12 protein-coding genes and 1 tRNA gene are annotated in these 12,069 nt (G+C 66.6%); 5 read left to right on the forward strand and 8 right to left on the reverse strand.

The genetic code is table 11. The annotated features are described in order from the left end of the window. Positions 1–48 precede the first annotated feature (48 nt). The gene (locus ASE50_RS14675) at positions 49–552 is read left to right on the forward strand and encodes a TlpA family protein disulfide reductase (protein WP_235512375.1); all 504 of its coding nucleotides are present in this window, start codon (positions 49–51) and stop codon (positions 550–552) included. A 112-nt stretch (positions 553–664) separates the two neighbouring features. On the opposite strand, the gene ASE50_RS14680 is transcribed toward ASE50_RS14675, so the two are convergent. The 3 genes from ASE50_RS14680 to ASE50_RS14690 are packed head-to-tail and all read right to left on the reverse strand — an operon-like array spanning position 665 to position 2,564. Next, positions 665–1,000, reverse strand: a complete 336-nt coding sequence (locus ASE50_RS14680) for a hypothetical protein (RefSeq protein ID WP_056402125.1) — start codon at positions 998–1,000, stop codon at positions 665–667. Positions 1,001–1,034: 34 nt separating this feature from the next. Continuing rightward, the gene (locus ASE50_RS14685) at positions 1,035–1,370 is read right to left on the reverse strand and encodes a hypothetical protein (RefSeq protein ID WP_056402128.1); all 336 of its coding nucleotides are present in this window, start codon (positions 1,368–1,370) and stop codon (positions 1,035–1,037) included. Between the two features lie 45 nt (positions 1,371–1,415). Further along, positions 1,416–2,564 carry a phospholipase D-like domain-containing protein gene (locus ASE50_RS14690; RefSeq protein ID WP_056402505.1) on the reverse strand — a complete coding sequence of 383 codons (1,149 nt, stop codon included), beginning with the start codon at positions 2,562–2,564 and terminating at the stop codon, positions 1,416–1,418. Between the two features lie 126 nt (positions 2,565–2,690). On the opposite strand from ASE50_RS14690, the gene rpoZ reads away from it, so the two are divergent. Then, positions 2,691–3,035: a DNA-directed RNA polymerase subunit omega gene (gene rpoZ, locus ASE50_RS14695; RefSeq protein WP_055758348.1), complete on the forward strand. Its 345-nt coding sequence runs from the start codon at positions 2,691–2,693 to the stop codon at positions 3,033–3,035. A gap of 271 nt (positions 3,036–3,306) precedes the next feature. Here rpoZ and ASE50_RS14700 read toward each other — a convergent pair whose 3' ends face one another. Next, a complete protein-coding gene (locus ASE50_RS14700) occupies positions 3,307–3,687 on the reverse strand; it encodes a winged helix-turn-helix transcriptional regulator (RefSeq protein WP_056402131.1) in 381 nt (126 codons plus the stop codon). Between the two features lie 103 nt (positions 3,688–3,790). Here ASE50_RS14700 and ASE50_RS14705 point away from each other — a divergent pair, with 103 nt between their 5' ends. Then, positions 3,791–4,852, forward strand: coding sequence for an SDR family oxidoreductase (locus tag ASE50_RS14705; RefSeq protein WP_056402134.1), 1,062 nt, complete (start codon positions 3,791–3,793; stop codon positions 4,850–4,852). Here ASE50_RS14705 and ASE50_RS14710 read toward each other — a convergent pair. Both ASE50_RS14710 and ASE50_RS14715 read right to left on the reverse strand, forming a co-directional pair. Further along, positions 4,842–5,567, reverse strand: a complete 726-nt coding sequence (locus ASE50_RS14710; RefSeq protein ID WP_056402137.1) for an RlmE family RNA methyltransferase — start codon at positions 5,565–5,567, stop codon at positions 4,842–4,844. The two genes, ASE50_RS14705 and ASE50_RS14710, sit on opposite strands and share 11 nt — an antisense overlap. Continuing rightward, positions 5,564–6,604 carry a Ppx/GppA phosphatase family protein gene (locus ASE50_RS14715; protein WP_082439043.1) on the reverse strand — a complete coding sequence of 347 codons (1,041 nt, stop codon included), beginning with the start codon at positions 6,602–6,604 and terminating at the stop codon, positions 5,564–5,566. The genes ASE50_RS14710 and ASE50_RS14715 overlap by 4 nt, the downstream gene beginning before the upstream one ends. A 165-nt stretch (positions 6,605–6,769) precedes the next feature. Between ASE50_RS14715 and ASE50_RS14720 the strand changes: the two genes are divergently transcribed. Further along, positions 6,770–6,843, forward strand: a tRNA-Gln gene (locus tag ASE50_RS14720). Between the two features lie 263 nt (positions 6,844–7,106). Here ASE50_RS14720 and ASE50_RS14725 read toward each other — a convergent pair. Continuing rightward, on the reverse strand, positions 7,107–9,698 hold the full coding sequence (locus tag ASE50_RS14725) for a TonB-dependent receptor (RefSeq protein WP_056402139.1): 2,592 nt from the start codon (positions 9,696–9,698) through the stop codon (positions 7,107–7,109). Between the two features lie 129 nt (positions 9,699–9,827). On the opposite strand from ASE50_RS14725, the gene ASE50_RS14730 reads away from it, so the two are divergent. Further along, on the forward strand, positions 9,828–10,970 hold the full coding sequence (locus ASE50_RS14730) for an ROK family transcriptional regulator (RefSeq protein ID WP_056402142.1): 1,143 nt from the start codon (positions 9,828–9,830) through the stop codon (positions 10,968–10,970). A 4-nt stretch (positions 10,971–10,974) separates the two neighbouring features. Here the strand turns inward: ASE50_RS14730 and ASE50_RS14735 are convergent, their stop codons facing one another. Then, positions 10,975–11,991: a Ca2+-dependent phosphoinositide-specific phospholipase C gene (locus ASE50_RS14735; RefSeq protein WP_056402146.1), complete on the reverse strand. Its 1,017-nt coding sequence runs from the start codon at positions 11,989–11,991 to the stop codon at positions 10,975–10,977. Positions 11,992–12,069 lie beyond the last annotated feature (78 nt).

Below are 12,069 nucleotides of genomic sequence, written 5' to 3' on the forward strand. Positions count from 1 at the left end.
TTCGTCGGCGCTTGCGATAAGCGAGCCGCCGCGCCGGAGCAAGCCGCTGTGACGGAGGACGGCACCGTTCCCGACGTCGCCGCCCCCGCCAACACCGCCACCCCCGCCGCCGCCGCGAAGGTCGATCGCAGCCACAAGGGCGAGGCGATGCCCGCCTACCAGTTTCAGGACGGCGCGGGAAAGGCGGTGACGCTCGCCGATTTCCACGGCAAGCCGGCACTGGTCAATCTGTGGGCGACGTGGTGCGCGCCGTGCGTGCATGAAATGCCGACGCTCGACGCGCTGGCCGCGCGCGAAAAGGCGGGGTTGCACGTCGTCACCGTCTCGCAGGACATGGAACAGGAGAAGGTCCAGCCGTTCCTGACCGAGCGTAAGCTGACGAACCTGGTCGCCTATCGCGACGCGGACCTCAAATTCTCGACCGGCATGGGTGTCAGCCTGCCGACGACGATCCTGTACGATGCGTCGGGCAAGGAAGTGTGGCGGGTGACCGGCGACATGGACTGGGCGGGAGCCGAGGCCGCGAAGCTGATAGGCGAGGCGAGCGCTTAAAGCCCCTCCCTAGCAGGGAGGGGTTGGGGTGGGTTGGCCTGCGGGGGTAAGGACGCTTTCCGCAACGGACCTACCCACCCCCGACCCCTCCCTTCCAGAGAGGGGAGACCCATTACCGGTCCGGTGCGCGTTCCGCAGGCGGCACCCCGGCCCCTTCCCCCGACGCATCGTCGTCGAAATTCTCGCCCTGCGCGCCGCCGCCGGCATTGGCACCGCTGCCATGCACCTCACCATTCGGACCGATCGAGGCGCGGCGACCGGCCTCGGGCGGAATTTCGCGGCCGTCCGGTGCCGGAGCGACGCTGGAGGCACGCGCTTCGACCGCGGCCTGCTGCGCCTGCCGCTCGGTCGAATATTCCTGGCCCGAATGGCCGGTCGGATTGTCGAACGCGTTGCGCGGCGTGGTCCGTTCGGGATCGACCTTCGGATGTTCAGGGGTGTCGGCCATGGCTATTCTCCTTGGCCGACATAACCGCTTCACATCAGGCGGCGTTCCCCGGCTTGGCGCGCGGTTCGAACCGGTCGCGCAACCGCAGGCCGATGAACAGCATCGTCGGCCAGAACATGGTGTTGAGAATGTCGAGCGACGTATCCTCCCACCGCCACGACCCCCAGAAAATACGGTCGAGCACTTCGTTGCCCAGTTCGGCCAGTGCCACCACCGCCAGCGGCACCGGCGTCGACAGGCGATAGCCGGTGACGATGCGGGTAATCAGCAGCACCGCCATGCCGGCATGCACGTGGAGCAGGCTGTCGGCCATGCCGGTGCCGTCGCCGATCGCCTGAATCAACCGTGCGTAGAGTGCGGGAATATCCATCGCCGCCCGATGGGCCAGCTTCGCCGGAGTCTCAAGCGGTTTGCGTCAATCGCGGTTGAGGCGCACGGTAACCTGCGGATCGAGGACCGACATGATGAAATATGCCCCGGCCTGTTTCACCCGCGCCCACCAGCCCGATCGTTCGCTGTGCAACTGACGGGTGACGCGCTGCGAATCGGCGACCTCGCGATCCATATAGGCGCGCAGATGCTCTGCGAACGCCGCATCCTCGACGCGCAGCATCAGTTCCATGTTGAGGTACATCGACCGCACATCGAAATTGGCCGACCCGATATGCACCGCATCGTCGGCGAGGAAGAGTTTGGTGTGCAGCTTGGTCGGTTGATATTCGTACAGTTCGATCCGGTGGCGCAGCAGGTTGCGATAGGTGAAGCGCGCCGCGAGCAGGGCGATGGCATGGTCGGTCTTGGCAGGTACGACGATCCGCAGGCGGGTCCGCTTCGCCGCCCTGTCCATCCGCCGCATCATCAACGGGCCGGGCGCGAAATAGGCGGCGATCATGTCGATGCGTTCGCTGGTGCGGATCTCGTGCTTCACCGTCCGCGCCCATGGCGACAGCCGCCGCGACGGACCACCGAGCAGCCAGCGGACCGGGCCGCTGTCCTCGCTCCATTCCCGCAGCATCCGCGACAATTTGCGCAAGGGCGCGCCGGGCAGCGCGATCCACGCCTTCAACGCATCGAAATAGCCCGCCAGCCGCCCCGCCGCCGGCCCTTCGACCAGCACGCCCAGATCGCGCCACGCCTGTTGCTCGACGGTACCGAAATAGGCGTCCTCGACATTGAAACCGCCGACGATCACCCGCAAATCGTCGGCCAGCGCCAGTTTCTGATGATTGCGCAACAGATAGCGCCGCCCGATCCGCGGCACGAACACACAGACATCGCCGCCCGCCTCGCGCAGCGGCCCGAAAAAGCCGCGACTCGCCGCCGCCTCCGCACCCAGCCCGTCGACGATCAACGCGACGCGCACCCCGCGCCGGGCCGCCGCGACCAGCGCATCGCGGACGCGGGTGCCGGCGGTATCCTCTTCCCAAATGTAGAACAGGATGCGCAGCGACCGGCGCGCGCCCCCGATCAACGCCAGCAACGCATCGAGCCGCGCAGGGCCTTCGGTCAGCAGCGTCAGCCGGTTCCCGGCCACGGTAAAAACAGGTTCGTCCGTGCCGTTCATGCGCTCGCCCATCCGTTGCCCCGTCGTAACGGCCGGGGCCTTGGCGAGTTTCATTGACTTCCGACCGGGCGGCGCGTAGGCAGCACGCTTTCCGATACCCTCCGTTCTTTGCAAGGAAGGCGTTTCATGGCGCGCGTCACCGTCGAGGATTGCGTCGACAAGATCCCCAACCGTTTCGACCTGGTGTTGATGGCCGCTCAGCGCGCCCGCCAGATTTCGGGCGGTGCCGAACTGACCCTCGATCGCGACCGCGACAAGAATCCGGTCGTGGCGCTGCGTGAGATCGCTGAGGAGAATATCACTCCCGACCATCTGCGCGAGTCGGTCATCACGTCGATGCAGAAGGTGCAGATCGACGACGAGGAAGCGCCGGACGAACTGGGTTCGCTGGCCGCGTCGGCCGAGGCACTGCGCCTCACCGCCGCCGCCCCGCCGCGTAACCAGAATGTCGGCGGTGATTACGACGGCTGAGGCCAGCGGATCGATGCGATAAAAAAGGGGCGGTCCTGCGGGGCCGCCTTTTTTGTTTTGGGGTGGTTCCGAGCGCAGGCGACGACGGTTGCGCAACGCATGGCAACCGGGCGAGGACAGGGCATGTTCGCCTCCCCTCACTGACAAGGGAGGGGTCGGGGGTGGGTAGGCCGGTTGTCGGGAGCCTACCCTTCCTCGCGGGCCCACCCACCCCCAGCCCCTCCCTTGTCAGGGAGGGGAGTTCCAGTCGTGTCGATCGCGCTGGCGCGCATCAAGTCCGCCGCGCCCCCGACCGGCTGCCCAGCGCATCCAGCGCGTCGGCATTGCGCCGCCCCCAGTCATAGAGCAGCGTCACCGGCTCGACGAACCGACAACCTAGCTCCGTCAGGCGATATTCGACCGCCGGCGGCATCACCGCCTGCACCTCGCGCTCGATCAGGCCGATCGCCTCCATCTCCCGCAGCGTCTGGGTCAGCATCTTCTTGGAAATGCCCGGCAGGCTGCGCAGCAGCACGCCGGTCCGTGCCGCCCCGCCATGACGAGTGTGCAGCGTATGCAGCACCATGCTGGTCCATTTGGTTGCGAACAGCGACAGGACGCGGCGCGGCGCGCAATCCTCACGCCATTCGATTTCGTCCGATCCGGGCTGCATGACTGGGTACCTTCTGGTGCCTGGGGGCGGTTCCGGTGCCGTCTTCAACCCCGGTGCGATCGTGCCTAGCTGGCTGTCTTCGTTCGGCAAAGAAAGTTTGGATATGACGAAGACAGCTTTGGTGGTGGGTGCCAGCGGGATCGTCGGCAGCGCGACCGCGACGCTGCTGAACGCACAAGGCTGGGCAGTACACGGGCTTGCGCGCCGCCCGGTCGAACGGGACGACGTCCGCCCGGTCGCGGCCGACCTGACCGATCCGGCGTCGACGCGCGCGGCACTGGCCGATCTGCGCCCCGATACGGTGTTCATCACCACCTGGGCGCGACAGGACAGCGAGGCGAAGAATATCCGCGTCAACGGCGCGATGGTCCGCAACCTGCTTGACGCCCTGCCCGCCAGCGACGCCCCGCGCCATGTCGCGCTGGTCACCGGCCTGAAGCACTATCTGGGGCCGTTCGAGGCCTATGGGCAGGGCAAGCTGCCGCAGACGCCGTTCCGCGAGGATCAACCGCGTCTCGACATCGCCAATTTCTATTATGCGCAGGAGGACGAGCTGTTCGCCGCCGCCGAGCGCGACGGCTTTACGTGGAGCGTCCACCGTCCGCACACCGTGATCGGCAAGGCGGTCGGCAATGCGATGAACATGGGCACCACGCTGGCCGTCCATGCGACGCTGTGCCGGGACGCGGGACGGCCGTTCGTCTTCCCCGGATCGGCGGCGCAGTGGCAGGGGCTGACCGACATGACCGACGCCGGGCTGCTCGCCGAACATCTGCTGTGGACGGCGCAGACCGACGCGGCGCACGATCAGGCGTTCAACGTCGTCAATGGCGACGTGTTTCGCTGGCAATGGATGTGGGCGCGCATCGCCGACTGGTTCGGGGTCGAGGCCGCACCGTTCGACGGGACAGTTCGCCCGCTGGCCGAGCAAATGGCCGACGATGCGTCGCGCTGGGCAGCGATCGCCGAGCGCCATGGCTTGGCCGAAGCCGATCTGAACCGGCTGGCCTCGCCATGGCATACCGACGCCGACCTCGGTCGCCCGATCGAGGTGGTCGCCGACATGTCGAAAAGCCGGCGGCTGGGCTTCACCGGCTATCGCGCGACCGACGACGCGTTCTTCGCCCTGTTCGAACGGCTGCGCGCCGACCGGATCATTCCGTAAGCGCGTCCGGGGACGGTTCGTCCGTCCCCGCCCCGGCCTCTGCCGGAACGTCGCGGCGGCCCTTGAAGTTCGTCGCGATGACATACCATTCGGACGAATCCTTGCGGCTCGCCGGCGGCTTGGCGTGCTTCACCGTCTGGAAATTGCGCTTCAGCTCGACGACCAGTTCGTTGTCGGCCCCGCCCGCCAGTACCTTCGCGACGAAATCGCCGCCGGGACGCAGGATTTCGCAGGCGAACATCACCGCCGCCTCGACCAGCGCCATGGTGCGCAGGTGATCGGTCTGCGGATGGCCGACGGTGTTGGCAGCCATGTCGGACAGGACGAGGTCCGCCTCCCCGCCGAGTTCCTCGCGGAGCCGGTCGGGGGCGTGGTCGGCCAGAAAGTCCATCTGCAGGATCGTCACGCCATCGATCGGGTCGACCGGCAACAGGTCGATGCCGACCACCGTGCATTCTGGCCGGACCTTGCGCACGACCTGCGTCCAGCCGCCCGGCGCGATGCCGAGGTCGACGACGCGCTTCACGCCGCGCAACAGCTTGAAGCGTTCGTCGAGTTCGATCAGCTTGTACGCGGCACGGCTGCGATAGCCCTCCGCGCGCGCCTTCTTCACATAGGGGTCGTTCAACTGGCGTTCGAGCCAGCGTGTCGACTGGGCCGATCGCGCGCGTGCGGTACGTACGCGCTGCCGGCCGGGGGGGCTTCCGCGGGTCATCGGGTTCCTGCCATCAAACGGCGCAGGATTCCTTCGCGAATCCCACGGTCGGCGATCCCTAGCCGCTCGGCGGGCCAGAGCGCCAGAATCGATTCGAGGATCGCGCAGCCCGCGACCACCAGATCGGCGCGTTCGCTGCCGATACAGGGCACCGTGCCGCGCTGCGCCAGATCCATGCCGGCCAGCCGCTGGCTGACCGCCAGCATCGCGTCGGCCGGCACGATCAGCCCGTCGATCTGCGACCGGTCATAGGCGGGCAGGCCGAGATGGACGCTCGCCAGCGTCGTCACCGTGCCGCTGGTGCCGAGCAGCCGGCGGGGCTGGTCGGTATCCGGCAAGCGTTTGGCAAACGGCGCGAAGCTTTCCTCGACGCACGCCCGCATCCGCTCGTACGCGCCCGACGCCATCGGTGCGGCGCGACCGCCGCCCAGACTCTCGGTCAACGATACCACCCCCCATGGCGCCGAATGCCAGTCTAGCACGCGCGGCACGGGCGTGGTCGCATCGAGCAGCACCAGTTCGGTCGATCCACCGCCGATATCGAACACCAGCGCCGGCCCGGTACCGGGTTCGAGCAGCGCATGACAGCCGAGCACGGCCAGCCGCGCCTCCTCCTCGGCAGTGATGATGTCGAGGTGGATGCCGGTTTCGTCGAGCACGCGTTCGACGAAGGCAGGGCCGTTCGTCGCCCGCCGGCACGCCTCGGTCGCGACCGATCGCGCCAGCGTCACGTCACGGCGCTTGAGCTTTTCGGCGCAGATCTTCAGCGCAGCGACGGTGCGATCCATCGCCAGATCGGACAGGCGACCCGTCGCCGCCAACCCCTCGCCCAGCCGGACGATCCGGGAAAAGGCATCGACGACGGCAAAGCCGTCCCCCTGCGGCCGGGCGATCAGCAGCCGGCAGTTGTTGGTGCCAAGGTCGAGCGCGGCATAATGACGCGCGCCCGGCCAGCGCGGGCGCGCTGGCGTATTCGGTGCCGGGCGGGAAGTGCTACGCGCTCCCCGGTGCGGCAACCGGGCGGACATATCCCCCATGCCGTCACTCGCTTATATTCTATCCGTCACGGCCGAACGCCGCTCGGTGCTTGGACTTCAACCTAGCGAAGCCGGTCGCGATCGACAAGGCACCCGGACAGATCGTGCGATTCTTCGTTGACACGCCCGCCCGTCCAGCCTAACCGACCGCCCTCGCTGCGACGCTGCCCTGTCGTCTAAAGGTAAGACTACGGACTCTGACTCCGTTAATTGAGGTTCGAATCCTCACGGGGCATCCAGCGATTTCTGATCTTTCCTGCACGACCGGCGCTGCCTTTACAGGCCGCTGGACCAATCGACCGTGCCGCGCCGCGATCGTCAGCACGATATGACGAGGCGGGTAATGCCCACCACTTGATCTTTCCGGAAACGCCCCGTCCGTCTCGCTGTCCGTTCCCGATCGGGAACGCCGGCTGGGCTCCCATTCCGCAAACTGCACCATTTCGTCAGACTGACGGGGTGGAAGCGGCGGTGCTTGCCAGCCTCCACCCCGATAGCGGCGTCACATCTTGAATGCCGCTCCCATCCAGAACGATCGCCCCTGGGTCGTGGCGGTGGTCGTCGCGCCCGCCGACAGACCGGTCTGCTCGATCCAGTAGCTTTTGGTGAGGTTGCGCGCCTCGGCGAACAGCGTCAGGGTCGGCAACACCTTGACGGTGGCCTGTGCGTCGAGCCGCTGATAGCGATCGATCCAGACATCCTGTGCCGGCGTCGCGCCGAACGCGCCGGTGAAGGTGCGCCCCCGCAGACGCCAGGCGAGGTTCAGTCCGACCGGCCCCGGATGATAGGTGAGCATCAGGTTGGCGAGCCATTTGGGCTGGTTGCGCAGGCCATCGACCGTGCGCTTGCTGCCATCGGTAAAGACGACGTTCCACTCGCCGTCGAGCAGCGTGTAGTTACCATTAAAGCCGAAATGCGCGAGCGGTCCGGGCAGCATGTCGAACCGGTCCTTGACGATGCTCGCCTCCAGACTGTGCAGCTGGGCGCTGCCGGTGTTCAGCGGGATGGTGTCGATCTGACTCAACACGCCGTTCGCGTCGAAGGTGTTGCGGACTTGCCGGAACGTCTCGTTCGCAAGATCTTTGCGGAACAGGCCGAGCGAGACGAAGCCGCCGGCAAAATACCATTCGATGCTGCCGTCATAGTTTTTCGCCTCCCGGGCATCGATCTGCGGGTTGGCACCGCTGACGATCCTGACGCCCGCTGCATTGAAGCTCGTCGTCACGCCGTTGGCGAAGTCCGCGAAATCGGGGCGTGCGATCGTCTCGGTATAGGCGAGGCGGACCTTGAAGGTCGCGGTCGGGCTGATCGCCACCTGGATGTTGGGCAGGATCTGGTCGTAGCGACGACGGCGGACCTGCGGCAGCGTCACCCCAGAGGTCACGACGCCGGTGCCGTTGTCGACATCGGTCCGCTCGACGCGCACGCCGGCCAGAACGCGCAGGCCCGGCATCGTCCAGACGCCGGACAGATGACCGGCCAGCACGTCTTCTTCGAGCGTATAGTCGGTGGTCGGCGCGTCATCGCGCGAAAAGGCACCGTTCGCGGTGATGAAGGCGATATAGGCGTCACGGTTCACAAACACGGGGTCGGTGCCGTTGGGGACCTGCGGTCCCGCTGCGGGGTCGAGCACGTCGGACAGGCGATAGACCCGCCCGCCGGCGAGCGTGTAGTTGAGTGTCGTCTGGTCGAAGCGCCGGTCGAGCCGCCGCCATCCCAGTCCGCCGATCAGGCCGAGGCCGCGTGCGCTCGCCTGCCCGTTCCAGTTCAGTTCGGCGCTGGCGTTGTAGACGTTGTCGCGGTGTGGAAGCTGCTGGTCGAAGGCCGCGCGACCGGTACGCTGGACCCAGTTGGCGGGATTCGATGCCATCGCCAGCGATGTCGACGACAGCGCGACGCCCGGCATGTCCGGGTCGAGCGTATAGCTGCCGCCGAGGCCGGACAGCTGGAACCGCTCGGACCGGAACAGGTCCTCGTCATGGTTGTAGCGGGTATAGGCACCCCGCAGCGCAAGGGACGCGGCGGGCGCGATCCGGTAATCGAGACCGCTGCCGATCAGGATCGTTTCGCGGTCGAGCCGGTAACGCTCGAAATAGGTTTCGCCCACGCCATTGGTGAAGGCACCGGCATCCCGCGTCGCGCCGGTGACGCGCGTCGCGGTGAGGAACGTCCCGCTGCGATTGAAAGACTGCGCCAACCGATCGTTGAAATAGCTGGCCGACAGGAAGCCGTAATAGCGGTCCTCGGCGCGCGTCTCGATCTTGCCGTACAGCGCGGTGCGTTCTTGCCTGCTCGGGAACCGGCCGTGGAAGATGTCGCCGTTCGGCACGTCGATCCCGCGAATCTGGCTATAGGCGGTCACCTCGTTATAGCGGTCGAAGAAGCGATGCTGTTGATATTCACCGCCCAGCACGACGTCCCAGTTGCGCCCCGGGCCGAAGGTGAATTTCGTCACCCCGTCGGTGCGGAACGATGGACCGCCCGACGCCGGATAGCCGTCCTGTTCATACAGGCCATAGGCCGCCCGGACCTTCGAATAGGTCTGCGTCCCGCCGTCGAACGCACGCAGCGTGCGCAACTCGATATGCGCGCCGATCGAATTGGCGTCCTGATCGGGCAGCACGGTCTTGAACACGTTGACCTGGTTGACCACCGCCGCGGGGAAGACGTCGAGTTGTGTACCGCGGTTGTTGCGCGACGAGTTCCAGACGAGGTTGCCGTCGACCTCCATCGAATTGTAGCGCGCGTCGAAGCCACGGACCGTTACGGTGCGCGCGTTGGACGACGAGAAGCCCCGATCGGCACTGACGCCCGGCAGCCGCTCCAGTACCTCGGCGAGCGAGCGGTCGGGCAGTCGCTCGATCTGCGCTTGCGTCAGCGCATCGACGACCTGATCGGCATCCTGCTTGATCGCGCCCAACGGCTTGTTGATCGTGCGAAACCCGGTGACGACGATCTCCTCGCCTTCGGGTGGTGTCGGGGTCTGTTCGGCGGTTGGTGGCATCTCCTGCGCCCCGGCACCGGCAGGTATCGCGAGCGCGACGCCGAGTGCCCCCAATGCTGCGCCGGTCCACATATGCTCGATCCTGATCATTGCCCGCCCTTTTCCCCTCATGACGGCACTGCCGCCGTTGCGAGCCGGCCAATAGGGCATGAATGCGACACATAAATTGCATTGTACAAATTATGCGCCTGATCGTTCCTTCGTGCTAGGTCTCCCGCCATGAAACTGCTCAAGCTATCGGCCAGCGAACGACGGGTGTTCGACATGATCTGGCGACGCGGTCCGATCGCGCGCGGCGATCTTGCCGCCATGTCGGGGTTGACTGCGGGATCGATCACCAGGGCGATCCAGACGCTGGCGGAGTTTCGCCTGGTCGGCGAGCGGGTCGACCGTGCCGGATCGCGCGGCCAACCGACGCGTCCGGTCAGCGTCGCGGTGGACAGCGCCTACGGCGTCGGCGTCTATTTCTCGCACCACAATGTCGAGATCGGTCTGGTCGACATGGCCGGGCAGCAGGTCGACGTCCGGAGACAGGCCCGCGACATCAGCCTCGAATCGATCCATGACCTGGTCGTCGGGTTCGTCGACGACGTTCGGACGCGCGGGATGGTCGACGAGGCGCGGCTGGCCGGGATTGGTGTCGCCCTGCCGGCCGATTTCATTCGGGGTGCCGACCAGCTCAACGCCCATTCCTATTTCCCGAACTGGCGCCAGGCCGGCGCATTGGCGGCACTGCGCGATGGCCTGTCGCTACCCTTGTTCGTCGAGAACGATGCGGCGAGTGCAGCCCTGGGCGAACGGCTGCTCGGTGCGGGGCAGAACATCGACGACTTCCTGTTCGTCCATATCGGGCACGGCGTCGGCGGCGCGATGGTGCTGGGTGGCCGGCTCTATCGCGGCGTCCATGGCAATGCCGGGATGATCGGGATCCACTTTCCCAACGACCGCCCGCGGCCTTCGGGACAAGACTTGTTCGCGCATTTGCACCGCGACGGAATCGAGGTCGATGACTTTCCCGATCTGGAGGGATTGAGCGTCGGTGGATGCGCGCCGCTGCGCAGCTGGATCCGCCGCGCGGGACGACAGTTGCGCGAACAGCTGAGCCTCGTCGCCCGGGTGATCGATCCGCGCGCCGTGATCGTGGGCGGACGACTGCCGCTGCCGCTGCTCAACGCGCTGGTGGCGGAGATCGACACGCCTGATTTCTGCGAAGAGGGTGTCGGTCTGCCGCGACCCAGCGTCATCGCGTCACCACTGGGCAATCGTGCCGGCATGGTCGGCGCGGCCTCGCTGCCGATCTACCGATTGCTGGTCGATGCGGCGGACTGCGAACCGGCCTTTCTGCCCGGTATCCGCGTCTGACCGGTCAGCAACGGCCAGCGGCGGTCACCGGATTGCACCGCACGAAGCGGCCGTCAGCGAAGCGTACCGTATAATTCGACAGGCGGCGGTCGGGCACCGGGTAATCGGTCGAGACGATCTGCGCGCCGCTGGCAAACGCGCGGTCGCGCGGCACGGGGTCGTCGGCACGGGCCTGCCCGGTGTCGGCATCGGCGCGCGTATAGGCCAGCATGCCTTGCCGGATGGCGGTGCCGATCCGGGGATCATCCGGGCGGGGAAGGATCGCCCAGCGCGGCCGTACGGATGGCAGCGGCTGACCCTTTCCCGGCCGGGCACCGGTAAAGAGCAGCGGCTGCCGGTTCTGTCCAGCGCGATAGGATCGTGCCGTCTCCTCCGCATCGAGCAGGAAGATCAGTATCTTGCCGCGTGCCGCGTCGATCGTCGGCCAGCCGGTGCCGGCATCGGCGGGCGTCAGGATCCGGTTCCGCCCCAGTGCGCCGACCAGTTCCTTTTCCAGACGATGCCAGCCGTCCGCGCACAGGTCGGGACATCGGTCCGTAGCCGCCCGCTTCACTTCGAGCATCAGCAGGATCGGAACATGCGCGGGATGCGCATCCGACCAGCGGGCGATCTCGCCGAGGCAATCGGCGAATAGCGGGCAGGTGCTGCGCGGATCATAGTCCGCCTTGTGGATCGTCTTGAAGCCCGGCTTGCGCAGGACGCCCGCCGGGTCCCACGGGATGGTCTGCGGCAAGCCCGCTGCACGCAGATGGTCGATGAAGCCCGGTCGAACGAAGCGTGTGCCCGTCGGATCGTCGTTCACGTCGAGTTCGAAGGCGCGGATGCCCAACTCCAGCTGTGTCGTCAGCGGCAGGTTCGAATAGCCGATCGCGCGGGCGAGCTGCGGACCCGACCAGCTGCCATCGTGGAAGCCGGCGGTTTCCAGCCAGACCGTCACCTCCGGGTCGGGCGCGAGATGATAGCTGTTGTGCGTTTCGATATACTGGACCTGATCGATCCGCAGCTGGCCGAGGTCTATCATTTCCGGGACGGGCAGTGGCGCTGCCAGGGCAGCAACGAGGAACAGGGAACGCATCGGGCACCACAGCAACAGGGACAA

The organism is Sphingomonas sp. Leaf5, from assembly GCF_001421155.1.
Classification (GTDB): Bacteria; Pseudomonadota; Alphaproteobacteria; order Sphingomonadales; family Sphingomonadaceae; genus Sphingomonas.